The sequence below is a fragment of the Pseudomonas sp. SCPG-7 genome (assembly GCF_002156405.1).
Classification (GTDB): domain Bacteria; phylum Pseudomonadota; class Gammaproteobacteria; order Pseudomonadales; family Pseudomonadaceae; genus Aquipseudomonas; species Aquipseudomonas parakoreensis.
Genome location: NZ_MVOO01000004.1, coordinates 131,500 through 153,699, shown reverse-complemented (window position 1 = coordinate 153,699; position 22,200 = coordinate 131,500). Strand labels below are relative to the sequence as shown.

Annotated in this window: 22 protein-coding genes and 1 other RNA gene; 12 read left to right on the top strand and 11 right to left on the bottom strand. The window is 61.8% G+C overall.

Features of this window, described 5'->3' with window-relative positions; translation table 11 throughout:
• Window positions 1-4: 4 nt before the first annotated feature.
• Window positions 5-478, bottom strand: a complete 474-nt coding sequence (locus tag B1722_RS10075; RefSeq protein WP_041072056.1) for a hypothetical protein — start codon at window positions 476-478, stop codon at window positions 5-7.
• Window positions 479-831: 353 nt separating this feature from the next.
• Here B1722_RS10075 and B1722_RS10070 point away from each other — a divergent pair, with 353 nt between their 5' ends.
• Window positions 832-1,500, top strand: a complete 669-nt coding sequence (locus B1722_RS10070) for a gamma-glutamylcyclotransferase (protein ID WP_041072057.1) — start codon at window positions 832-834, stop codon at window positions 1,498-1,500.
• On the opposite strand, the gene glpT is transcribed toward B1722_RS10070, so the two are convergent.
• Window positions 1,476-2,825 carry a glycerol-3-phosphate transporter gene (gene glpT / locus B1722_RS10065; protein ID WP_003229323.1) on the bottom strand — a complete coding sequence of 450 codons (1,350 nt, stop codon included), beginning with the start codon at window positions 2,823-2,825 and terminating at the stop codon, window positions 1,476-1,478. The genes B1722_RS10070 and glpT overlap by 25 nt on opposite strands.
• 226 nt (window positions 2,826-3,051) lie before the next feature.
• On the opposite strand from glpT, the gene B1722_RS10060 reads away from it, so the two are divergent.
• Together B1722_RS10060 and B1722_RS10055 are read left to right on the top strand one after the other, a co-directional pair.
• Entirely contained in the window at window positions 3,052-3,681 is a 630-nt protein-coding gene (locus B1722_RS10060; protein ID WP_086792366.1) for a flagellar basal body-associated protein FliL, read from the top strand.
• Between the two features lie 177 nt (window positions 3,682-3,858).
• Window positions 3,859-4,473: an energy transducer TonB gene (locus B1722_RS10055; protein ID WP_086792365.1), complete on the top strand. Its 615-nt coding sequence runs from the start codon at window positions 3,859-3,861 to the stop codon at window positions 4,471-4,473.
• Window positions 4,474-4,555: 82 nt separating this feature from the next.
• On the opposite strand, the gene B1722_RS10050 is transcribed toward B1722_RS10055, so the two are convergent.
• Window positions 4,556-5,533, bottom strand: a complete 978-nt coding sequence (locus tag B1722_RS10050; RefSeq protein WP_086792362.1) for an NADPH:quinone oxidoreductase family protein — start codon at window positions 5,531-5,533, stop codon at window positions 4,556-4,558.
• Window positions 5,534-5,683: 150 nt separating this feature from the next.
• Between B1722_RS10050 and B1722_RS10045 the strand changes: the two genes are divergently transcribed.
• Window positions 5,684-6,091: a flagellar basal body-associated protein FliL gene (locus B1722_RS10045; RefSeq protein WP_027610485.1), complete on the top strand. Its 408-nt coding sequence runs from the start codon at window positions 5,684-5,686 to the stop codon at window positions 6,089-6,091.
• Between the two features lie 16 nt (window positions 6,092-6,107).
• On the opposite strand, the gene B1722_RS10040 is transcribed toward B1722_RS10045, so the two are convergent.
• From B1722_RS10040 to B1722_RS10025, 4 genes are all read right to left on the bottom strand, one after another.
• Window positions 6,108-7,226 carry an ABC transporter permease gene (locus B1722_RS10040; protein WP_041072065.1) on the bottom strand — a complete coding sequence of 373 codons (1,119 nt, stop codon included), beginning with the start codon at window positions 7,224-7,226 and terminating at the stop codon, window positions 6,108-6,110.
• Entirely contained in the window at window positions 7,226-9,952 is a 2,727-nt protein-coding gene (rbbA, locus tag B1722_RS10035; protein WP_041072067.1) for a ribosome-associated ATPase/putative transporter RbbA, read from the bottom strand. Before rbbA ends, B1722_RS10040 begins: the two co-directional genes overlap by 1 nt.
• The gene (locus tag B1722_RS10030) at window positions 9,949-10,914 is read right to left on the bottom strand and encodes an HlyD family secretion protein (RefSeq protein ID WP_041072069.1); all 966 of its coding nucleotides are present in this window, start codon (window positions 10,912-10,914) and stop codon (window positions 9,949-9,951) included. The genes rbbA and B1722_RS10030 overlap by 4 nt, the downstream gene beginning before the upstream one ends.
• Before the next feature lie 122 nt (window positions 10,915-11,036).
• Window positions 11,037-11,486, bottom strand: coding sequence for an EVE domain-containing protein (locus B1722_RS10025; RefSeq protein WP_041072071.1), 450 nt, complete (start codon window positions 11,484-11,486; stop codon window positions 11,037-11,039).
• A 197-nt stretch (window positions 11,487-11,683) separates the two neighbouring features.
• Here B1722_RS10025 and B1722_RS29570 point away from each other — a divergent pair, with 197 nt between their 5' ends.
• On the top strand, window positions 11,684-11,839 hold the full coding sequence (locus tag B1722_RS29570; RefSeq protein ID WP_086792358.1) for a hypothetical protein: 156 nt from the start codon (window positions 11,684-11,686) through the stop codon (window positions 11,837-11,839).
• A 35-nt stretch (window positions 11,840-11,874) separates the two neighbouring features.
• On the opposite strand, the gene B1722_RS10015 is transcribed toward B1722_RS29570, so the two are convergent.
• The 4 genes from B1722_RS10015 to B1722_RS10000 form a co-directional block, all read right to left on the bottom strand.
• A complete protein-coding gene (locus tag B1722_RS10015; protein WP_041072073.1) occupies window positions 11,875-12,480 on the bottom strand; it encodes a 5-formyltetrahydrofolate cyclo-ligase in 606 nt (201 codons plus the stop codon).
• 80 nt (window positions 12,481-12,560) lie between these two features.
• Window positions 12,561-12,739: non-coding RNA, 6S RNA (gene ssrS / locus B1722_RS10010), on the bottom strand.
• Between the two features lie 30 nt (window positions 12,740-12,769).
• Window positions 12,770-13,087, bottom strand: a complete 318-nt coding sequence (locus B1722_RS10005) for a cell division protein ZapA (RefSeq protein ID WP_008055229.1) — start codon at window positions 13,085-13,087, stop codon at window positions 12,770-12,772.
• Window positions 13,084-13,293 carry a TIGR02449 family protein gene (locus B1722_RS10000; RefSeq protein WP_025112001.1) on the bottom strand — a complete coding sequence of 70 codons (210 nt, stop codon included), beginning with the start codon at window positions 13,291-13,293 and terminating at the stop codon, window positions 13,084-13,086. The genes B1722_RS10005 and B1722_RS10000 overlap by 4 nt, the downstream gene beginning before the upstream one ends.
• A 130-nt stretch (window positions 13,294-13,423) precedes the next feature.
• Between B1722_RS10000 and B1722_RS09995 the strand changes: the two genes are divergently transcribed.
• From B1722_RS09995 to gcvT, 7 genes are all read left to right on the top strand, one after another.
• Window positions 13,424-13,984: a YecA family protein gene (locus B1722_RS09995; RefSeq protein WP_041072076.1), complete on the top strand. Its 561-nt coding sequence runs from the start codon at window positions 13,424-13,426 to the stop codon at window positions 13,982-13,984.
• Window positions 13,985-14,011: 27 nt separating this feature from the next.
• Entirely contained in the window at window positions 14,012-15,346 is a 1,335-nt protein-coding gene (pepP, locus tag B1722_RS09990) for a Xaa-Pro aminopeptidase (protein WP_041072078.1), read from the top strand.
• Entirely contained in the window at window positions 15,343-16,530 is a 1,188-nt protein-coding gene (gene ubiH / locus B1722_RS09985; RefSeq protein ID WP_086792356.1) for a 2-octaprenyl-6-methoxyphenyl hydroxylase, read from the top strand. The genes pepP and ubiH overlap by 4 nt, the downstream gene beginning before the upstream one ends.
• Before the next feature lie 109 nt (window positions 16,531-16,639).
• Window positions 16,640-17,857, top strand: coding sequence for a 2-octaprenyl-3-methyl-6-methoxy-1,4-benzoquinol hydroxylase (locus B1722_RS09980; protein WP_174377001.1), 1,218 nt, complete (start codon window positions 16,640-16,642; stop codon window positions 17,855-17,857).
• 242 nt (window positions 17,858-18,099) lie between these two features.
• Window positions 18,100-19,104, top strand: coding sequence for an extracellular solute-binding protein (locus B1722_RS09975; protein WP_041072084.1), 1,005 nt, complete (start codon window positions 18,100-18,102; stop codon window positions 19,102-19,104).
• Between the two features lie 199 nt (window positions 19,105-19,303).
• A complete protein-coding gene (locus B1722_RS09970) occupies window positions 19,304-20,920 on the top strand; it encodes an iron ABC transporter permease (RefSeq protein ID WP_086792352.1) in 1,617 nt (538 codons plus the stop codon).
• A gap of 156 nt (window positions 20,921-21,076) precedes the next feature.
• Window positions 21,077-22,159 carry a glycine cleavage system aminomethyltransferase GcvT gene (gcvT, locus tag B1722_RS09965; RefSeq protein WP_086792350.1) on the top strand — a complete coding sequence of 361 codons (1,083 nt, stop codon included), beginning with the start codon at window positions 21,077-21,079 and terminating at the stop codon, window positions 22,157-22,159.
• The last annotated feature ends 41 nt before the right edge of the window (window positions 22,160-22,200 follow it).

Genomic DNA, 22,200 nt, shown 5'->3' with positions numbered 1-22,200 from the left:
GTCCCTAGAAACGTACACCGCTAGTCACCATCGCCGCATTGGCGCCGAGAAACACCAGCTCGGCAGCCAATGGGCCGTAGTGAGTCCCGACGGACGGAATGATCACTGGCGCAACGCCATAGCGGTTCAACGGGATCTTGTCCTTGTAATCACCGCGATAACCCTGCAACAGCCCGCCCGTGACTTTCAAATACACCGGATACTCAGGGCTGTCATAGCGCTTGCCGGCATAGGCGTAGTTCGAGCGCTGGCGGAACGAGTTACGGAAAGTTGCCCCGCCAAAGACCCAGCCCGAAGCCTGATTGCGTTCGATGCCGATCAAGTCCTGATGATTATTGTGCTCGGGGTCAGGCGAATAATGTCGGGTGTAGACGCTGGTCTGGGCATACCAGAAGCCCGTGTCCTGCGCATCGTCCGCGGCCAAAGCATGGCCGGTCTGAGTCATCAGCAATACGGTCAGAAGTCTTGGGATGTTCATTGTGCAGCCTCGGTTAAACGGGATGGCTTGCGCCAGAGGAAGGCCGTTATACGTAGGCGTTCAGCGACGGAGAAGAAAGAAAGTCCGACATTCTAGTAGGAAGTTTCCCGCGCCTTCATGAACGAAACCTGAACAAGCGAAGGCTTATGCATATTTCATTCGGGTATTTAAGATATTGCTGCAAGGGTATTAGGCTATATAAAACCGGATAACCGGGCAGATGATCCCGCATTATCGTTGTCAGGCGGGTCATACATCCTTTAGCACTTTTCGTTTTACAGTTACTGCTATATGTTCTATCAAGCGAATTGTGCTTACATCTTGTAATACTTGCGGGGCCGAACACTTCCGTCATGACAGCCATTGAATCTGCTTTTGTGAATCTGGCTTACCCTCCGCGGCTCGATCTGGGGCCGCAGCTGACCCACGAACAACTTCTCGTCTCGATGCAATCGACCATGGCGCGCCACAAGGGTGGGCCGGTGTGGCTGTTTGCTTACGGCTCGCTGATCTGGCGCCCGGAGTGCACGGCGGTAGAGCGGGTGCGCGGGCGAGTCCACGGTTACCATCGCGGCTTGTACCTGTGGTCGCATGAGCATCGTGGAACGCCGGAAATGCCCGGGCTGGTGTTCGGTCTGGATCGTGGCGGTTCATGCAGCGGCTTCGCCTATCGGCTGCCGGAAGAGAATCTCGACGCTGCGCTGTACGCGCTGTGGAAACGCGAGATGCCGTTCCCGTCCTATCGCCCGCACTGGCTGAACTGCCGGCTCGAAGATGGCAGTCAGGTTCAGGCGTTGGGGTTTGTTCTGGAGCGACACCTGCCCAGCTATGCCGGCAACTTGCCGGATCATGTGCTGAGTCAGGTGTTCGAAAGCGCTTGCGGGCGCTACGGCACCACTCGCGATTATGTCGAGCAGACCGCCCACGCCCTGCGCAGCCACGCCATGCCGGATCGAAATCTGGAGGCGCGGCTCAAGCGCTGTCAGGCAAAAGCCGATCAGGCGACGGCTTCGCGACTCTGACTGGCGACTTGCTTGTGCCATAGCGTCGGGGCCAGGAAGGCCATCGACAGCAGGCAAGCGCCCACCAGCAGGACAAAACCACCGTCCCAGCCGAAGTGGTCAACGGTATAGCCCATCGCCGCACTCGCCGCGACCGAACCGCCCAGATAGCCGAACAGACCGGTGAAGCCTGCTGCCGTCCCGGCGGCTTTCTTCGGTGCCAGCTCCAGCGCCTGCAGACCGATCAGCATCACCGGGCCGTAGATCAGAAAACCGATCGAGAACAGCGCGATCATGTCCACGGTCGGGTTGCCGGCCGGGTTCAGCCAGTACACCAGCGTCGCCACGGTCACGAGTGCCATGAACACCATGCCGGTCAGGCCGCGGTTGCCACGGAAGATCTTGTCCGACATCCAGCCGCACAGCAGCGTGCCCGGAATGCCCGCCCACTCGTAGAAGAAGTAAGCCCACGAAGTCTTGTCGACGTCGAAGTGCTTGGCTTCTTTCAGGTAGGTCGGCGCCCAGTCCAGTACGCCGTAGCGCAGCAGGTAGACGAAGACGTTGGCCATGGCGATGTACCAGAGCATTTTGTTGCGCAGCACGTATTTGACGAAGATTTCCTTGGCGCTGAATTCGTCTTCGTGGCTGGCGTCGTAGCCTTCCGGGTAATCGTTCTTGTACTTCTCGATCGGCGGCAGACCGACCGATTGCGGGGTGTCGCGCATGGTGATGAAGGCAAACACCGCTACGCCCAGCGCTACCGCTGCCGGGACGTAGAACGCTGCGTGCCAGTCATTGAACAGGCCCATGCCGATCAGGAACAGCGGGCCGATCAGACCGCCGCCGACGTTATGCGCCACGTTCCACACCGAGACCACGCCGCCCCGTTCCTTCTGCGACCACCAGTGCACCATGGTGCGCCCGCTCGGCGGCCAGCCCATGCCCTGGGCCCAGCCGTTGATGAACAGCAGGATGAACATCATGGTCACGCTGGACGTCGCCCACGGCGCGAAACCGAAAATGAACATCACCCCGGCCGACACCAGCAAGCCGAACGGCAGGAAATAACGCGGGTTGGAACGGTCGGAGACCAGGCCCATCAGGAACTTCGACAGACCGTAGGCGATGGCAATGGCCGACATCGCCAGACCCAGATCGCCACGGCTGTAGCCCTCGTCGATCAGGTACGGCATGGCCAGCGAGAAGTTTTTGCGCAGCAGGTAGTAACCCGCGTAGCCAAAGAAAATACCGGCGAAGATCTGCCAGCGCAGGCGTCGGTAAGTGCTGTCTATTTTTTCTTCAGGCAATGGAGCCTGATGTGCGGCAGGACGAAAGAAAGCAAACATTCAAGAGCTCCAGATTTCTTGTTTTGACTGCGGATGCGAATGTTACAGTTTCGTTACCGAAAATAGCACCGGTTCGCATCGGCAAAACAGCGGAAAATGTTGGAAGTCGCATGTTCTTTTACGAACCTGTCGCTCAGCTGTAAAAACAGGACGTTTTCACCACTTATCAACAGGGTGTGGCATAGACTCGCGGCCCGTTCAGCCAATTGATCAGCAGAGATAGGAAATGGCCCTGAAGGTTCGCATGTTGGTGCCGAGGTTCTTGGTGGCGGCGGGGCTCGCCGTTGTGCTGCTGACATTGATCGTCACCGATCATCCTTCCCATTCCGGCCTGCGCAACGCTACGGTGCTGATCATCCGTCATGCGGAAAAACCGGATACAGGATCGGTGCTCAATGCCCGAGGCGAGCAACGCGCGGCCGCCTACGTCGACTATTTCAATCCGCTGAAACTCGACGGCCAGACACTCACGCCCCAGCGTTTGATCGCTGCCGGCGACACCCCGGAGAGTTCGCGCTCGCGCCTGACCCTGACCCCGCTGGCCCAACGCCTGAACCTCGCGATCGAGCAGCCCTACGTCAATGGCGATCTGCATCAATTGGTCAAACTGTTGCGCAAGAGCAATCAGGCGCAAACGGTGCTGATCGCCTGGCACCACGGCCACATCAATAAACTGCTCAAGGCCTTTGGTGGCGATCCCACAGCGCTGATGGGCCAGGAAAAATGGCCGGATGAGGTCTTCGACTGGCTGATCGTTTTGCGCTTCGATGACAAGGGACGGCTGATTCCGTCTCGCAGCCTGAAGGTGCAGGAACATCTGTTGCCGGGCGACGCGGCAGCGACCAGCGGCGGCTAAACATCCGTCAGAAAATGTACCTGAAGCCCGTTGCGCAGGGCGTTCGCCTGTTTTCTTGTCAGGATCAGGAAATGTCCTGCATTCAATAGCGAAGCTGCGCCATTCAGTTAACAGGCAGTGCTCCGTAACCTTTCTGTTGTTGCCGGACAGGCATCTCAATCGGGAAGGGGCGAGATCATGCGGTGGTTCTTTGCTGGGCTTTTATTGACGATCTTCAGTCTTGCGCTGGCAGCGGAAGGGTTACTCATACCGGAAAACAATCCCAAGCCAATTTACCCGAAGCTGTTGCACAGGGCCGGGGTCGAAGGCGAAGTCAGGGTCAGTTTTGTCGTCAAGGCGGATGGTTCGGTCAGCGCGATCAGCATTGTGCAAAGTGATCACCCTGATCTGGCTGAGGCGGTCAAAGACGCGATAACACAGTGGCGCTTCAAGCCCTGGACGGCTGAAGACGGGCGGCCTGCAGAACAGCCCGTGGTGGCACCGATGCTCTTTCGACTGGGCCGGGACGAGCCGATCCACCTCAATCAGTGGCTGAAGTCAGTGAAGTGTCATGTCATCAATGGCAGTTTCAGGAACATGCCTGAGTACGCCTGGGTCGACGCGGACGTGTTTCATTACACCCGCGCTTACCTTTCGAACGCGATCCACAAGAGTCAGTTGGCCGATGATCAACGGCTGGCAATCATCGCCAGGATGAATCGGCGCGTACCGATGATCGTCAGAGGCTGCCGGGAGGCCCCCATGCGGAGATACATGAGTTTTCTGCCGGGAGAGGTTCGTGAGTTGCTTTGATAACCAGCGCCACTGAGAGTGAAGCTGTGTTGCTGCCTGGCGCAATCCGGGCCGGCTCCAAGGGGCGCCGGCCGGGAAAAACTCAGCGCACCTGCACCACCACCTTGCCCACCGCCTTGCGCTGCCCCAGATCGTTGATCGCCTGCGCCGCGTTGCTCAGCGGGTACACCTGCGACACCAGCGGTTTCAGCTTGCCTTCGGCGAACCAGCCGAACAGTTGCTGGAAGTTCGCTGCGTTGTCCTGTGGCTGGCGCTGGGCGAAGGAGCCCCAGAACACGCCGAGCACGGCTGCACCTTTGAGCAGCGCGAGGTTGACCGGCAGTTCGGGGATGCGTCCGCTGGCGAAGCCGACCACCAGCAGGCGGCCGTTCCAGGCGATGGCGCGAATGGCCTGGTCAAACAGGTCGCCGCCGACCGGGTCGTAGATCACGTCGGCGCCCTGGCCGTCGGTGAGGCGTTTGATTTCGTCCTTGAGGCTGGTTTCGCTGTAGTTGATCAGTTCATCGGCACCGGCGGCCTTGGCCACGGCGAGTTTTTCCGCGCTGCTGGCGGCGGCAATGACCCGGGCGCCCATGGCTTTGCCGATCTCCACTGCCGCCAGGCCGACGCCGCCCGAAGCGCCGAGTACCAGCAAGGTCTCGCCCGGTTGCAGGTTCCCCCGTTGCTTGAGGGCGTGCATCGAAGTGCCGTAGGTCATGCTGAACGCGGCGGCGGTGTTGAAATCCATCGACGGCGGGATCGGCAGCACGTTGTAGCCCGGCACCGCGACCTGTTCGGCGAAACTGCCCCAGCCGGTCAGGGCCATGACCCGGTCGCCCACTTTCAGATGGCTGACCTTTTCACCGACAGCACTGACCACCCCAGCCGCTTCGCCCCCGGGGGAAAACGGGAACGGCGGCTTGAACTGGTACTTGCCCTCGATGATCAGCGTGTCCGGGAAGTTGACCCCGGCGGCGTGCACCTCCAGCAAGATTTCGTTCTTCTTCGCGACAGGACTGGCGACGTCTTCCAGCACCAGCGATTCGGCAGGGCCGAAGGCTTTGCACAGCACGGCTTTCATCAGGGCTATTCCTTTGGGAGTGATGGCCGATAAGTGTAGGTATGTCAGTCAACGGGTCAACGAGCATGCCCGGCCCTGATAGTCAGCCATAAGCTTGTGCTTGCGCGGCGGGTCGTTATGCTAGGCCGCAAACCGGATAAGGAGCGAATTGTGAAAGCGTGGATCATGTTGTTGCTGGCCCTGTCTCTGCCTGTGGCAGCGCTGGCCGAAGAAGCCAAAGAAGGCGAGGCGCCGAAAGTCAATTACATCACCCTGAGCCCGCCGTTCGTGGGCAATTACGGGCTGGACGGCACGCCGAAGCTGAAGGTCTACAAGGCCGACGTGGCGCTGCGTGTGACCGGTGAAGAGGCGACCAAACTGGTCAAGGCCAACGAGCCGCTGATCCGCAATCAACTGGTGGCGCTGTTCACTCAGCAGACCACCGAGGCGATGGGCAGCATCGAAGGCAAGGAAAAGCTGCGTCAGGAAGCCCTGAAGCAGACCCAGCAAGTGATGAATGACGAGACCGGCAAGCCGGTGGTTGAAGATCTGCTGTTCAACAACCTGATCATTCAGTAACCACGCTGGCGGCTGTTCAGGACGCCAGGCTCTTGCGAAAGCGTGCCAGCGCAATGAGGAAGAACAGCAGGCCGATGGCCGTCAGCGCCAGCAAGTCCGGCCAGACCACGCTCAGCCCGGCGTCGCGAAACAGAATCGCGGCGCTGAGGCTGACAAAATGCGTGGACGGCGAGCCCTGCATCACCCACTGCAACCATTGCGGCATGCTGTCCAGCGGTGTGCTGCCGCCCGACAGCAGCAACATCGGGATGATCACTGGAATCGCCAGCAGGCCGAACTGCGGCGTCGAACGCGCCAGCGTCGCCAGAAAGATGCCCAGCGCGGTGCTGGCAAACAGATAAACCGCGGTCACCAGCAAAAACAGGCTCATCGAGCCAGCCAACGGCACATCCAGCAGGCCTTTGACCACCACTTCCAGCGACAACCAGGTGCACAGCACCACCACCAGCAGGTTGCTCCAGATTTTCGCCAGCATGATTTCCAGCGCCGTCAGCGGCAGCACCAGCAAATGGTCGAGCGTGCCGTGTTCGCGTTCGCGCAGCAGCGCCGTGCCGGTGAGGATGATCGCCAGAATGGTGATGTTGTTGACGATCTGAATCACCGCCAGAAACCAGCCACCCTCCAGATTGGTGTTGAACAGCGCGCGAGTAGTCAGTAGCAGCGGCGCCTTGGTCGCTGCTTCACCCTGACCTGCATAGTCGAGTAACTCGCGTTGAAAGATCCGGCCAATGTAGCCAGCGCCCATGAATGCCTGGCTCATGGCCGTGGCGTCGACATTGACCTGAATCGCCGGTTGCCGCGCCGCCAGCAGATCGGTTTGAAAGCCCGCCGGGATGTTGATGACGAAGGTGTATTGACCGCTGTCCATCACCTGGTCCAGCTGAGGGTAAGGCAACAGCACCGGCGTCTGGAACTCCGGCGGCTGCAGGGCTTGGGCCAACTGGCGCGAGAGGGCGCTGTGGTCTTCGTCAACGATCGCCACGCTGGCGTTGTGCACGCCGATCACCGAGCCGGCGGCGGGCATGTAAATCGCCACGGTGAAGGCGTAGAACAGGAACAGCAGCAACACGCTGTCATGGCGCAGGCTGGTCAGTTCCTTGAGGCCCAGGCGCAGGATGTGCGCGAACTTGTGCATCAGGCCTCCTGCTTTTTCAGCATGATCAGGCTCAGCCCGGTGAACCCGACAAAGAACCCGAACAGCGCCAGGCACTGCGGCCACAGCTGACGCACGTCCAGCGCTTTGGTGAACGTGCCCACCGCGATGTCGAGGAAGTGCCCCGCGGGAAACAGCATACCCATCACCGCAGCCGCACCCTCCAGCGACGAGCGCGGCACGATCAGCCCGGAGAACTGGATGGTCGGCAAGCTGGTGATGATCATGGTGCCGAGGATCGCGGCGATTTGTGTGCGGGTGAACGCCGAAATCAGCAGGCCCATGCTGGTGGTCGCCAGCACGTACAGCAGGCCGCCGAATGCCAGCGTCAGCAGGCTGCCCTTGAACGGCACGCCGAACAACCAGCGATTCATCGCCACCAGCACCGCGAGGTTGACCAGACTGACCAGCAGGTACGGCGCCTGCTTGCCCAGCAGAAACTCCAAACGGGTCAGGGGCGTGGCGTAGAAATTGGTGATCGAGCCCAACTCCTTTTCGCGCACGATGCCCAACGCCGTCAGCATCGCTGGAATGAAGGCGAGGATCAGCGCCATGACCCCGGGGCCGATGGCGTTGACGCTGACCACGTCCTGGTTGTAGCGAAAGCGGGTTTGCAGACTGGCGGCCGCCGGGTGGGCCAGTGCGGGGCTGCTTTGCTCGGCCAGTTGTTGCAGATTGGCCAGGTGCACGGCTTCAACATAGTTGCGGCTGGTTTCGGCGCGAAACGGCATGCCGCCATCCAGCCACGCCGCCACAGCGGGTTGGCGCCCGGCGTACAAATCGCGGCCGAATCCGGGGGGGATTTCCAGTGCCAGTTTGATTTCCGAGCGTTGCAGGCGCCGGTGCAGCTCCTGTGGATCGTGAATGGCCGGCTGTTCGTCGAAGTAGCGGGAGCCGCGAAACGCCTCAAGATAAGCCCGGCTCTGCGGCGTCTGATCCTGGTCGTACACGGCGAACGCGAGGTTTTCCACGTCCAGGGAAATCCCGTAGCCGAAAATCACCATCATGAAAATCGCCCCCGCCAGTGCGAACGCCATGCGCACCTTGTCGCGCAGCAGTTCCTTGCCTTCGCGACGGGCCACCGCCAGCAGGCGACCGAGGCTGAAACCGTGGCGGGGCAGCGGGGTTGTCGCTGCGGTCGGCGGCGCCATCTGCGGCTCGGTTAAAGGCGCCGATGCCTGAGCGCCCTGAGCCTGTTCCAGGCAGGTGACGAAGGCCGCTTCCAGCGTCTCTCCAGCGAACTGGCGTTGCAGTGCCGCCGGGGTATCGCACGCGAGAACCTTGCCGGCGTGCATCAGTGAGATGCGGTCGCAGCGCTGCGCTTCGTTCATGAAGTGCGTGGAGAGGAAGATCGTCACGCCTTGTTCACGGGACAACTCGATCAACAGTCGCCAGAAGTCATCGCGGGCTGCCGGATCGACGCCGGAGGTCGGCTCGTCGAGGATCAGCACTTCCGGGCGGTGCAGCACTGCCACCGCCAGCGACAGACGCTGGCGCAGGCCCAATGGCAATGCCCCGGATGGCTGGTCGGCGACCGCGAGCAGATTGAAGCGCTGAATCAATGCCTCGATGCGCTGTGCGCTCTCGGTTTTGGGCAGGTCGAACAGCCGCGCGTGCAGTTCGAGGTTCTGTCGCACACTGAGTTCGCCATACAGCGAAAAGCTCTGCGACATGAACCCGACCCGCTTGCGCGTGGCCAGATCCTTGGCGTTCACCGGGTTGCCGAGCAGCGTTGCACTGCCTTCACTGGCCGGCATCAGCCCGGTCAGGACTTTCATGGTGGTGGTCTTGCCGCAGCCGTTGGAGCCAAGAAAACCGAAAATCTCGCCACGCCCAATGGCAAAACTGACGTGATCCACGGCGGTGAAATCGCCGAAGCGCAGCGTCAGGTCGTGGGCTTGAATGGCGATGTCGTTGCTGTTGCCGGTGCGCGGTGGAATCACCAGCGGTTGAGCGTCGTGCTGGCTGTCACCCTGGAAATGGGTAAAGGCGTCATCGAGTTTGCCGCTGGGGGTGACGGCCGCCAGCTCGCGGCTCAGGCCGGTGGCGATCAACTGGCCGGCGTCGAGCATCAGGCAATGCTCGAATTGCTCGGCTTCTTCCATATACGCCGTGGCGACCAGCAGCGTCAGTTGCGGGCGCTGGCTGCGCACATCGTCGACCAGCTCCCAGAAACGCCGGCGCGAGAGCGGGTCGACGCCAGTAGTCGGCTCATCGAGGATCAACAGGTCGGGCTCATGGATCAGCGCGCAGCACAGCCCGAGTTTCTGCTTCATGCCGCCGGACAACTTGCCGGCGGGGCGCTCGGCAAATTTCAGCAGATCCGTGGCGAGCAGCAGGCTGTGCATGCGTTGCTCGCTTTCAGCCCTGGACAGGCCGAACAGCGTCGAGAAGAACTGGATGTTCTCGCGGATCGACAGCTCGGGGTACAGGTTGCCGCCCAGGCCCTGCGGCATGAAGGCGATGCGTGCATAGAGTGTGTCGCGATGCCGGCGATCCTGGATCGCGCCTCCGAGCACTTGCAGTTGCCCTTGTTGCAGGGTTTTCACGCCGGCGATCAACCCCAGCAGGCTGGACTTGCCCGCGCCATCGGGGCCGATCAACCCGCAGCGGGTTCCGGCGGGCAGGCTGAAGGCGATCTCCTTCAGCGCTTGCTGTTTGCCGTAGCGGTGGGCGATACCGTTCGCTTGAACCGCAAGGCTGCTCATTGCAGATTGGCCGGCCATTCGACAGGTGCGATCCGCACATAGCCGGCGCCGGGCATGCCGGGCTTGGCCTGTGGCACGGCGCTGGGCTGGGTCAGGCGCAACTTGACGCGGAACACCAGTTTTTGTCGCTCGTCGCGGGTCTCGACTTCTTTGGGGGTGAATTGCGATTTGGCCGCGACGAAACTGATTTTTGCCGGCAGCGGTTTATCGGGCAAGGCATCAAGCAACACGCGCGCCTCGTCGCCCACGGCCAGGCGCCCGGCCACCGCAGCTGACAGATAGAGGTTCATGTACTGGTCGTTGGGATCGATCAGCAACAAGACCCGGCCGCCGGCACCCAGCACTTCGCCGGGTTCGGCCATGCGTAGCTGGATCACGCCATCAATCGGCGCGCGCAGAAGGCTGTCGTCGATTTCGCTGGTCAGCTGCGCCACCTGCGCCTGCGCTGCGCCGATTGTTGCGCTGACGGCAGATACCTGGGCGCGGGCTGCGGTCACCGCAGCGTTGCCGGTGCCAATTCGCGACTGCAGTTGATCGATGATCTGCGCGCTGACGTAACCGTGCTTGAACAGTGACTGCGAGCGGCCGAGCTCTTGCTGGGCCAGCAGCAGCTCACTCTGACGCAACTGCACATTGGCCTGAGCGGCGTTGAGATTCTCCCGGGCGCGCAGGACTTCGGCTTCGGCCTGATTGCGCTGGGCTTCGAGGGTGCGGGTGTCCATGCGCGCCAGCAGTTGTCCTTTGCTGACCTTGTCGCCTTCATCCACCAGCACCTCGGCCAGGCGCCCGGGCGTCTTGCTGGCGATCTGCACCTCGGTGGCTTCCAGGCGCCCGTTGCCCATCGACAACCCCTCGACCAGCCGGCTGCTGATCGACATCCAGTAACCGAGGCCACCCGCGGCGGCGAGTAACACCAGGAGCGAACCGGCATATAGAAGTGAAGAACGGCTGTGCGTCGACATGGGGGCATCCTGCGGCTGTGGCGTCCAGTCTGACTGTTCAAGCGTTTCACTCGCTTGATGTCAGTCAAATGAGCGCCAAGCCTAGCCCTTTTTTCGGATAAAAAACCGTGACCGGAGAGTTCTCAGCGCAAACCGAGCACGACGGCCCACTGTTCGGCGGTTACCGGCATGACCGAAAGACGGCTGCCTTTTTGCACCAGCGGCATCTCGGCCAATGCGGTCTGCTGCTTCAGATAATCCAGTTTCAGCACCCGGACAAAGGTCTCGACGTGTGCCACATCGATTGCACTCCAGGCGTTTTTCTCGGGCGTGGCTTTCGGGTCGAAGTAATGGCTTTCGGGGTCCAGTGCGGTGGGATCCGGGTACGCTGCCTGAATAATCCTGCCGATCCCGGCAATCCCCGGCTCCGGGCAACTGGAGTGGTAGAAAAAGAACTCATCCCCGACCGCCATCGCCCGCAGGAAATTGCGCGCCTGATAGTTGCGAACCCCGTCCCAGCGCGCTTTCCCGAGTGTCTCCAGGCCTTTGATCGAGAGTTCGTCCGGCTCGGATTTCATCAGCCAATAGGCCATGTCTTTTGCTCCTCAAGCGGTGATTGGACAGGTTGTCGGGCAATTTTATGACAAACCGACGGTCGGTTGACGTCAGCATTTGCGCCCGGGTTCACGTTGTCGCAAAATGCCGGCCTTTAAAGCTTGACGCTGCTGCACGGCCTACGAACGGAAACCGCTGCTGTCATCGTGATGATGTGCCTTGAGGGGGGCAATCGATGAAACGCAAACCGGATTTGCTATGGACTTTGGTTATTTTGTTCGGCCTCGGCGTCGTAACCACCGGTTATGCGCAAAGTCTGTGGACGAGCAAGACCGATGCACCGATTGAAGTCGCGCAACAGGTCCAACAGTCGACCGCGTTCAAACGCTGAAACAGCCTTCCCGACGCCGCTGACCTGCGCGGCGTCTATCCTGCGAAATACCACGCCTTATCGGTGACCGTGCCCTGCAACGGTACATCCCAGCTGGCCTGTGCCAGGCGTTCGACCTTCTGACATTCATGGGCCAGCCCCAGCAACGTCGGCTTGCGCCAGTTTTTGCGCCGGGCCAGGTAGGCCAGACTGCGGTCGTAGAATCCGCCGCCCATCCCCAGCCGTCCGCCGACATCGTCAAACCCAACCAGTGGCAACAGCACCAGATCCAGGGTCCAGATCCTGCGTTGCTGAGCCAGATTGGCCCGTGGTTCGAGAATGCGGAAGCGATTGGGATTGAGCTTTTCTCCGGGGCGAATCCGCTGGAACACCATTTTGGTTCGCGGCCAGGCACTGAGCACCGGCAGGTAGGTGGCCTTGCCGCGCCGCTGGGCTTCACGCAGCAGCAAACGCGGGTCGATTTCACCGTCGGTGGGCAAGTACAGGGAAATGTGTCTGGCCCGGCGAAAGTGCGGGTCTTGCGCCAGTTGGCGGAACAGGCCTTTGGCGGCCTGGCGTTGTTCGCCCGGGGTCAATGCGCGGCGCGCCTTGCGCAGCAGGCGACGGAGTTGCGGGCGGGGCAGCAGCGCAGGTTCGGTCATGGTTCGGCTTCGGCAGGTGAGGGCGAAAACGCACGCATAAAAAATCCGATGCCGGCAAAAACCGGCATCGGATTCGAATCAGGCTCCCCGGATGAACCGCTGTCAACTTAGCCCTTGAACCCGAAAGTTCAAGGTGGAGGATGCAGTAGACTTTAAGGCTTTCCGTCTGGCGGACATGCACACCAGCCCAACGTGCAACCTCCAGGGTAGTGCAAATCGGCTCAGGGACATCGTCAACTGGCAAGCACCCCAGGGAGTGCCGCGAGTATACCTCAAGCGGCCCGGCGAATCAGCCCTTGGTGACGTCCGGATCGGTCGCCAGCACCAGATCGACACGATCGAGCAAGTCGCGCACCTGTTCACGGGTCGAGCCGCTGGCCTGGATGTCCGGGCGCTCTTCTTTGTGCAAGAGGTCGTGGGTGATATTCAGCGCGGCCATCACGGCGATACGGTCGGCGCCGATGACTTTGCCGCTGCTGCGGATCTCGCGCATCTTGCCGTCCAGGTAGCGGGCGGCGCTGACCAGATTGCTGCGTTCTTCCTGGGGGCAGATGATCGAATATTCTTTATCGAGGATCTGCACGGTAACGCTATTGCTTGAACTCATGAGTCTTGCTCCAGGGCCTTGAGGCGCGAAATCATCGATTCGACCTTACGCCGGGCGATTTCGTTTTTTTCAATGAGGTGAGCGCGTTCCTCGCGCCAGGTCTTTTCCTGAGCTAGTAAGAGTGCGTTTTGACTCTTAAGTTGCTCCACTCGACTAATCAGCAGTTCGAGTCTGGCCATCAGCGCTTGCAGGTCGGTGTCTTCCATTGTGTCCACTGAGTCGGAGTCTGTCTGATGGGATAGCTGGCGGACAGCCTTTAATAGTCTTGGCGAGTCTGTCGATGTAGGATACAAGGCCTTCATTCTAGACATAGCGCCGTCTGGCGCCTAGCTGCCCATGACCATTGCGAATTCCCCGTACCAAGCCTTTGCCACCCTGCTGACTGCCAGCGGCCACAACGTCTCGCCTGCCGAACTGCATGGCCTGCTGCTCGGCCGCAGCTGCGCCGGCGCCGGCTTCGATAACGAAGGCTGGTTGATCGACGCCGCCGAACTGCTCGAAGGCGATATCCAGGACAACGTCCGCAACGCCCTGATCGGCCTGCAAGAAATGGTCAAGGGTGAGTTGACCGGCAGCGACGTGACCGTCGTCCTGCTGCTGCCGACCGATGACGCGCCGCTGGCCGACCGCGCTGCTGCACTGGGCCAATGGTGCCAGGGCTTCCTCAGCGGTTTCGGCCTGAACTGCCGCGACAGCAGCATGCTCAGCACCGAAGCTACCGAAGTGCTGCAGGATCTGGCGGCGATTTCCCAGGTGCAAGATGCCCTGGAAGAGTCCGAAGACGGCGAAACCGACTACATGGAAGTCATGGAGTACCTGCGCGTCGCGCCGCTGCTGCTGTTCTCGGAAACCAAAAAAGCCGACGTGCCGCCAGCCGCCAAGCCGTCGCTGCATTAATCGCGTGCCAGGGAAAGCCATCTGCCCATGACCCATATCCCCAAAGCGGAATACAGCCGTCGCCGCAAGGCCCTGATGGCGCAGATGGAACCCAACAGCATCGCGATCCTGCCCGCCGCCGCGGTGGCGATCCGCAACCGCGACGTCGAGCATGTCTATCGTCAGGACAGCGACTTTCAGTACCTCAGCGGTTTCCCCGAACCGCAGGCGGTCATCGTCCTGATGCCCGGCCGCGAGCATGGCGAGTACGTGCTGTTCTGCCGTGAACGCAACGCCGAGCGCGAGTTGTGGGACGGTCTGCGCGCCGGGCAGGAAGGTGCAATCCGTGATTACGGCGCGGACGACGCGTTCCCGATTACCGACATCGACGACATCCTGCCGGGCCTGATCGAAGGCCGCGATCGGGTGTATTCGGCGATGGGCAGCAACCCGGAGTTCGACCGGCACCTGATGGACTGGATCAACGTGATCCGCTCCAAGGCGCACCTCGGCGCTCAGCCGCCGAACGAATTCGTTGCCCTGGATCACCTGCTGCACGACATGCGCCTGTATAAATCGGCGGCAGAAGTGAAGGTGATGCGCGAAGCCGCACGGATCTCCGCTCAGGCCCACATCCGGGCGATGCAGGCCAGCCGGCCGGGTTTGTACGAGTACAGCCTTGAAGCCGAACTCGATTACGAATTCCGCAAGGGCGGGGCGAAGATGCCGGCTTACGGCTCGATTGTCGCCGCCGGACGCAACAGCTGCATCCTGCATTACCAGCAGAATGACGCGCTGCTCAAGGACGGCGATCTGGTATTGATCGACGCCGGTTGCGAAATCGACTGCTACGCCAGCGACATCACTCGCACCTGGCCGGTCAACGGCAAGTTCTCGCCAGAGCAAAAAGCGATTTACGAGTTGGTGCTGGCCTCGCAGGAAGCCGCATTCGCTGAAATCGCCCCGAACAAAAACTGGAATCAGGCGCACGAAGCCACGGTTCGGGTGATTACCACGGGGCTGGTAAAACTTGGATTGCTGCAAGGCGAGGTCGACGAATTGATCGCGACCGAAGCTTACAAAGCGTTTTACATGCACCGTGCCGGGCACTGGCTGGGCATGGATGTACACGACGTCGGCGAATACAAGGTCGGCGGCGAATGGCGGGTGCTGGAGGTCGGCATGGCGCTGACCGTGGAGCCGGGGATCTACATCGCCCCGGACAACCAGAACGTAGCAAAGAAATGGCGCGGCATTGGCGTGCGCATCGAGGATGACGTGGTAGTGACCAAGACCGGTTGTGAAATATTGACCAGCGGCGTACCGAAAACCGTCGCCGAGATCGAAGCGCTGATGGCGCAAGCACGGACCCACGCGGCATGAGTCGAGTCAATCTGGCAATCATCGGCGGCGGTCTGGTCGGCGCCAGTCTGGCGTTGGCCTTGCAGGTCGGGGCCAAGGCGCGCGGCTGGAAAATCGTCCTGATCGAACCGTTCGCCCCCGGCGACAGTTGGCAGCCTAGCTACGACGCCCGTTCATCGGCGCTGTCCTTCGGTTCACGGCAGATCTATCAGCGGCTGGGCGTGTGGCAGGAGATTTCCCGCCGCGCCGAGCCGATCAAACAGATTCACGTCTCCGATCGGGGTCGCTTCTCCACCGCCCGTCTGTCGGCGATGGAAGAGGGCGTGCCGGCGCTCGGTTATGTGGTGGAGAACGCCTGGCTCGGCCAGTGCCTGTGGCAGCATCTGGATAAAGACGTGATCAGTTGGCGTTGCCCGGCGGAGGTTACGCGCATGGAGCCGCTGCCCGACGGTTATCGCCTGACCCTCAACGATGAAACCAGCATCGAGTGCGATCTGGCCGTGCTCGCCGATGGTGGCCGTTCCGGTTTGCGCGAACAACTGGGCATCAACGTGCGCAAGCGTCCGTACAACCAGAGCGCGCTGATCGCCAACATCACCCCGAGCGAAGCGCACAACGGCATGGCCTTCGAGCGTTTCACCGACGAAGGGCCGATGGCCTTGCTGCCGCTTCCGGACAACCGCTGTGCGCTGGTCTGGACCCGCCTGGGCATGGACGCGCAGCGTTTGGCAGACTTGAGCGAGCGCGATTTCCTCAGCGAACTGCAGGGCGTGTTCGGCTACCGCCTCGGCACCTTGAAACAGGTCGGTGCGCGGCATCTGTACCCGCTGTCGCTGGTCGAGGCCGAGGAGCAAGTGCGCTCGCATCTGGCGGTGCTCGGCAACGCTGCACACAGCCTGCACCCGATTGCCGGGCAGGGTTTCAACCTGTCCTTGCGCGATGCCGATGCATTGGCCGCCGCACTGCTCGCCAGTGACCAGCCGCTGGGCGACTTCGCCACGTTGCAGGCCTATCGCGAGCGCCAGCGCCTCGATCAGGAACTCACCGTGGGCTTCTCCGATCAGGTCACCCGCCTGTTCGGCAGCACCCAGCCGCTGGTGTCGCTGGGACGCAACATTGGCTTGCTCGGTCTCGATCTGCTGCCACCGGCCAAGCGCTGGTTTGCCCGTCAGGCCATGGGGCTGGGGACGCGGCCGGATGCTTGAGCGGCGGGTCGGCACTTTCACTTTCAGCAGCGCGCCGCTAACTGGCGCGCTCGCTAAAACCCTTTACGGGCGGCGCATGCCGCCAGCGAGACAGGCTTAAAGCATGGAAATGCGCGCAGATCTGCTGATTGTCGGAGCCGGAATGGTCGGCAGCGCCCTCGCGTTGGCGCTGCAGGACAGTGGCCTGGAAGTGTTGCTGCTCGACGGCAGCCCGCTGAGCGTCAAACCGTTCGATGCCGCCGCGCCGTTCGAGCCGCGAGTGAGCGCCTTGTCGGCGGCCAGCCAGCGGATTCTCGAACGCCTTGGCGTCTGGGACGGCATCGCCAAACGCCGCAGCAGCCCCTACACCGACATGCATGTGTGGGACGGTAGCGGCACCGGGCAGATTCATTTTTCGGCGAGCAGTGTGCACGCCGATGCGCTGGGGCATATCGTCGAAAACCGTGTGGTGCAGGATGCCTTGCTCGATCGTTTGCACGATTGCGATCTTGGTATGCTGGCCAACGCACGGCTGGAACAGATGCGCCGCTCCGGTGACGACTGGCTGCTGACCCTGGCCGACGGTCGCCAGTTGCGTGCGCCGCTGGTGATCGCGGCGGATGGCGCCCATTCGGCGGTGCGCCGGCTGACCGGCGTTGCCACCCGAGAGTGGGATTACCTGCACCACGCCATCGTCACCAGCGTGCGCAGCAGCAAGCCGCACCGGATGACCGCGTGGCAGCGTTTCACCGATCACGGGCCGCTGGCGTTTCTGCCGCTGGAGCGTGACGGGCAGCAAGACTGGTGCTCGATCGTCTGGTCGACCACGCCGAGTGAAGCCGAACGCCTGATGGCGCTGGATGAAGGCGCGTTCTGCCGTGAGCTGGAACGTGCGTTCGAAGGTTGCCTGGGCGAGGTGATCAGCGCTGATCCGCGCCTGTGCGTGCCGTTGCGTCAACGCCACGCCAAACGTTACGTGGCCGAAGGCCTGGCACTGATCGGCGATGCGGCGCACACCATTCACCCGTTGGCCGGGCAGGGTGTGAACCTTGGTTTCCTCGATGCGGCGGTGCTGGCTGAAGTGCTACTGCAAGCCGCGGAACGCGGCGAGCGCCTGGCGGACGTGAAGGTGCTGAGCCGTTACGAGCGTCGACGCATGCCGCACAACCTCGCGTTGATGGCGGCGATGGAGGGCTTCGAACGCTTGTTCCAGGCCGACCCGTTGCCGGTACGCTGGTTGCGCAACGCCGGGTTGAAGCTGGTGGAGCAGATGCCGGAGGCCAAGGCTTTGTTTGTGCGTGAGGCCCTAGGCCTGACGGGCGACCTCCCGGCCTTGGCCAAACCCTGAAGGCAATTATTTCTTTGTGGCGAGGGAGCTTGCCCCCGCTGGGCTGCGAAGCGGCCCCAAAAGCCATTTTGGCAGAATTGGGAGTCCTTCGGCCTCCAGCGGGAGCAAGCTCCCTCGCCACAGATGCCAGCAATTTAGAGGTCGTGCAACATCTGGTAACTCCTTGGAAAAGAGTTCGATTGAGGTGGTAAATGTGAGTCCTTATCATTTGGCCCACATTTTCCGACCGAGAGATCACTCCCATGTTGGCACCCAAGCGTCTTCTGACCGCACTGGCCCTGACCCTGATCGGCAGCACCACTGCCCAGGCCGCCGACGAGGTGGTGGTCTACTCATCGCGTATCGACGAGCTGATCAAACCGGTGTTCGACGCCTACACCGCGAAAACCGGGGTGAAGATCAAGTTCATCACCGACAAGGAAGCGCCGCTGATGCAGCGGATCAAGGCCGAAGGCGAAAACGCCACCGCCGACCTGCTGCTGACCGTCGATGCCGGCAACCTCTGGCAGGCCGAGCAGATGGGCATTCTGCAGCCGTTCACCTCGAAGACCATCGACGCCAACATTCCTGCGCAATATCGCTCCTCGACCCACGCCTGGACCGGCCTGAGCCTGCGCGCGCGGACCATCGCCTATTCCACCGAAAGGGTTAAACCGGGCGAGTTGACCACCTACGAAGCGCTGGCCGACAAGAACTGGGAAGGACGCCTGTGTCTACGCACGGCGAAGAAGGTCTACAACCAGTCGCTGACCGCGACCATGATCGAAGTGCACGGCGCCGAGAAGACCGAGAAGATCCTCAAGGGCTGGGTCAACAACCTGTCCACCGATGTGTTCTCCGACGACGTCGCGGTGCTGGAAGCGATCAACGCCGGGCAGTGCGACGTCGGCATCGTCAACACCTACTACTACGGTCGCCTGCACAAGCAGAAACCGGACCTGCCAGTGAAACTGTTCTGGCCGAATCAGGCCGATCGCGGCGTGCATGTCAACCTGTCCGGTATCGGCCTGACCCAACATGCACCGCACCCGGAGGCAGCCAAGGCGCTGGTCGAATGGATGACCACACCTGAAGCACAGAAAATCTTCGCCGACGTGAACCAGGAGTTCCCGGCCAACCCGGCGGTGGCACCTTCGGAAGAAGTGGCAGCGTGGGGCAAGTTCGTCGCTGACACCTTGCCGGTGGAAGTGGCGGGCAAGCGACAGGCTGAAGCGATCCGCATGATGGATCGGGCGGGCTGGAACTGAGTCTGTAATTTTCCAGGCCATAGTGGCGAGGGAGCTTGCTCCCGCTGGGGCGCGAAGCGGCCCCATGGCGCCCTTGTGTCTGGCATGAATTGATCTGGTAACCTCCTGCGACTGCTTCGCAGCCGAGCGGGAGCAAGCTCCCTCGCCACAAAATGTGCTCGACGTCGAATGGGCGTTGGCCCACTTCCAGAGAACCCCCTTGGCCCACCCCGCCCAACGCCGCTGGTACCCCATCGTCCTCGCCATTGCCGCGCTGGTGCTGTTGCCCCTGAGTGTCCTGCTGCTGTCGTGGCAGACCATTGATCAGCAGATCTGGTCGCACCTGTGGCAAACCCAGATGCCGCGCCTGCTCGGCAACACCCTGACGCTGGTGCTGGGCGTCGGCGTCGGCGTGACACTGCTCGGTGTCAGCCTGGCGTGGCTCACCAGCCTCTGCGAATTCCCCGGGCGGCGCTGGCTCGACTGGGCGCTGATGCTGCCGTTCGCCATCCCGGCCTACGTGCTGGCGTTCGTCTTCGTCGGTCTGCTGGACTTCGCCGGCCCGGTGCAAACCCTGTTGCGTGAGTGGTTCGGCAGCGGCCTGCGCCTGCCGCGCGTGCGCTCCACCGGCGGGGTGATTGTGGTGCTGGTGCTGGTGTTTTATCCCTACGTTTATCTGTTGGCGCGCACCGCGTTTCTCGCGCAGGGCAAAGGCCTGATGGAAGCGGCGCGGGTACTCGGGCAATCGCCCTGGCAGGCATTCTGGCGGGTGGCGTTGCCGATGGCGCGGCCGGCGATTGGTGCCGGTGTGGCGCTGGCGCTGATGGAGACATTGGCGGATTTCGGCGCGGTGTCGGTGTTCAATTTCGACACCTTCACCACCGCCATCTACAAGACCTGGTACGGCTTCTTCAGCCTGCCCAGCGCGGCGCAACTGGCCAGTCTGTTGCTGCTGGTGGTGATGCTGGTGCTGTACGGCGAGCGGCGCGCGCGCGGCGCCAACCGGACGAGCAACGAGCGGCCCCGGGTCAAGGCGTTGTATCACCTGCGCGGGATCAAGGCGTTCGCGGCGACCGGCTGGTGCGCTTTGGTGTTTGCCTGCGCATTCGTGATTCCAGTCCTGCAACTGATTGTCTGGTTCTGGCAGCGCGGGCGCTTCGATCTCGATGAGCGTTACGCCGGGCTGATCCTGCACACCCTGTATCTGGGCGGCACGGCGGCGTTAATCACCGTCAGCGTCGCATTGCTGCTGGCCTTCGCCCGACGACTGGCGCCGACCCCGGCGATCCGTTCCGGGGTCAGTCTGGCCAATCTCGGTTATGCATTGCCCGGCTCGGTGTTGGCAGTGTCGATCATGCTGGCGTTCAGTTATCTCGACCGCGAACTGGTGATCCCGCTCTCAGGCTGGCTCGGCGGCGCCGGCAAGCCGCTGCTGCTGGGCAGTCTGGCGGCGTTGCTGATGGCCTATCTGGTGCGTTTCATCGCGGTGGCGTACGGGCCGCTGGAAAACAGTCTGGCGCGTATACGGCCTTCATTGCCCGAAGCAGCACGTAGTCTGGGGGTCAGTGGGCCGCGACTGTTTTTCAAAGTGTATCTGCCGCTGTTGCTGCCCGGCACGCTGAGTGCGGCGCTGCTGGTGTTCGTCGATGTGCTCAAGGAAATGCCCGCGACCCTGCTGATGCGCCCGTTTGGCTGGGACACGCTGGCGGTGCGGATCTTCGAAATGACCAGTGAGGGCGAGTGGGCGCGGGCGTCGCTGCCGGCGCTGACCCTGGTATTGGTCGGTCTGTTGCCGGTCATCGGCCTGATCCGCCGCTCGGCGCACCGAAACACTTAGTAGTGAGAGCTGAATCATGCGGCTACAATGCGCGGCATTCGGTGCGGTTCGTCTGACAGACCCGTTCGCTGAAATCGGCTGAAAGCCTTCTATTTAGCGGCTTTCACCCCGTGCAGCGGCTGTCCGCACCTTCGCCACGCCCGGAAGGAGAAACCCATGGGACAGCGTACGCCTCTGTATGACCTGCATCTCGCCCTCGGCGCGAAGATGGTCGATTTTGGCGGTTGGGACATGCCACTGCATTACGGCTCGCAGGTCGAGGAACACCATGAGGTGCGCCGCGATTGCGGGGTGTTCGATGTTTCCCACATGACCGTGATCGATGTCACCGGTGTCCAGGCCAAGGCCTGGCTGCAGCATTTGCTGGCCAATGACGTCGAGCGCCTGCACCGCCCCGGCCGCGCGCTCTACAGCACGATGCTCAACGAGCGTGGCGGCATCGTCGACGACATGATCGTCTATCGCCTCGAAGACCGTTATCGTCTGGTATTCAACGCCTCCACTCGCGACCAGGATCTGGCCTGGATGCAGGCGCAGGTTGCCGGTTACGACGTGCAATTGCATGAGCGTCAGGATCTGGCGATGCTCGCCATTCAAGGCCCGCAGGCCCGGCAGAAAATTGCCGAGCTGGTGACCCAGTCCCGCGCCGAACTGATCAAACATCTCAAACCGTTCGAAGCTCACGTCGATGGCGATTGGTTCATTGCGCGCACTGGCTACACCGGTGAGGATGGCCTGGAAATCGCCTTGCCGGCCGAGCAGGCGCCGGGATTTTTCAACGATCTGGTCGGTGCCGGCATTTCGCCGATCGGCCTCGGCGCCCGCGATACGTTGCGGGTCGAGGCCGGGATGAACCTCTACGGCCAGGACATTCATCAGGATGTCTCGCCGCTGGCATCCAATATGGCCTGGAGCATTGCCTGGGAACCGACCTCGCGGCAGTTCATCGGGCGTGCTGCGCTGGAAGCGGAAAAAGCCGCCGGCGTTGCGCACAAACTGGTGGGACTGGTGCTTGAGGAGCGCGGTGTTTTACGTGCCCATCAGGTGGTTCGTATCGCCGATGTTGGCGAAGGAGAGATCACCAGTGGTAGTTTCTCTCCTACGCTAAGTAAATCGATTGCCCTGGCGCGTGTACCGATGGCCACCGCCGACCGCGCCGAAGTGGAAATCCGTGGCAAGTGGTATCCGGTACGAGTGGTCAAACCGACCTTCGTGCGCCATGGCAAAACCTTGATCTGACCTTTTCCGGCGGGCCTGACCGCTGACAATTTCTTGAGGAC

Coding starts and splice junctions, on each gene's coding strand:
- B1722_RS10075 (WP_041072056.1), bottom strand. CDS start 478: ATGAACATCCCAAGACTTCTGACCGTATTGCTGATGACTCAGACCGGC.
- B1722_RS10030 (WP_041072069.1), bottom strand. CDS start 10,914: ATGTCGACGCACAGCCGTTCTTCACTTCTATATGCCGGTTCGCTCCTG.
- B1722_RS29570 (WP_086792358.1), top strand. CDS start 11,684: ATGAAACGCAAACCGGATTTGCTATGGACTTTGGTTATTTTGTTCGGC.
- B1722_RS10055 (WP_086792365.1), top strand. CDS start 3,859: ATGCGGTGGTTCTTTGCTGGGCTTTTATTGACGATCTTCAGTCTTGCG.
- pepP (WP_041072078.1), top strand. CDS start 14,012: ATGACCCATATCCCCAAAGCGGAATACAGCCGTCGCCGCAAGGCCCTG.
- B1722_RS10050 (WP_086792362.1), bottom strand. CDS start 5,533: ATGAAAGCCGTGCTGTGCAAAGCCTTCGGCCCTGCCGAATCGCTGGTG.
- B1722_RS10070 (WP_041072057.1), top strand. CDS start 832: ATGACAGCCATTGAATCTGCTTTTGTGAATCTGGCTTACCCTCCGCGG.
- rbbA (WP_041072067.1), bottom strand. CDS start 9,952: ATGAGCAGCCTTGCGGTTCAAGCGAACGGTATCGCCCACCGCTACGGC.
- B1722_RS10060 (WP_086792366.1), top strand. CDS start 3,052: ATGGCCCTGAAGGTTCGCATGTTGGTGCCGAGGTTCTTGGTGGCGGCG.
- ubiH (WP_086792356.1), top strand. CDS start 15,343: ATGAGTCGAGTCAATCTGGCAATCATCGGCGGCGGTCTGGTCGGCGCC.
- B1722_RS10015 (WP_041072073.1), bottom strand. CDS start 12,480: ATGACCGAACCTGCGCTGCTGCCCCGCCCGCAACTCCGTCGCCTGCTG.
- B1722_RS09980 (WP_174377001.1), top strand. CDS start 16,640: ATGCGCGCAGATCTGCTGATTGTCGGAGCCGGAATGGTCGGCAGCGCC.
- B1722_RS09995 (WP_041072076.1), top strand. CDS start 13,424: ATGACCATTGCGAATTCCCCGTACCAAGCCTTTGCCACCCTGCTGACT.
- gcvT (WP_086792350.1), top strand. CDS start 21,077: ATGGGACAGCGTACGCCTCTGTATGACCTGCATCTCGCCCTCGGCGCG.
- B1722_RS09975 (WP_041072084.1), top strand. CDS start 18,100: ATGTTGGCACCCAAGCGTCTTCTGACCGCACTGGCCCTGACCCTGATC.
- B1722_RS10040 (WP_041072065.1), bottom strand. CDS start 7,226: ATGCACAAGTTCGCGCACATCCTGCGCCTGGGCCTCAAGGAACTGACC.
- B1722_RS10000 (WP_025112001.1), bottom strand. CDS start 13,293: ATGGAAGACACCGACCTGCAAGCGCTGATGGCCAGACTCGAACTGCTG.
- B1722_RS10025 (WP_041072071.1), bottom strand. CDS start 11,486: ATGGCCTATTGGCTGATGAAATCCGAGCCGGACGAACTCTCGATCAAA.
- B1722_RS10005 (WP_008055229.1), bottom strand. CDS start 13,087: ATGAGTTCAAGCAATAGCGTTACCGTGCAGATCCTCGATAAAGAATAT.
- glpT (WP_003229323.1), bottom strand. CDS start 2,825: ATGTTTGCTTTCTTTCGTCCTGCCGCACATCAGGCTCCATTGCCTGAA.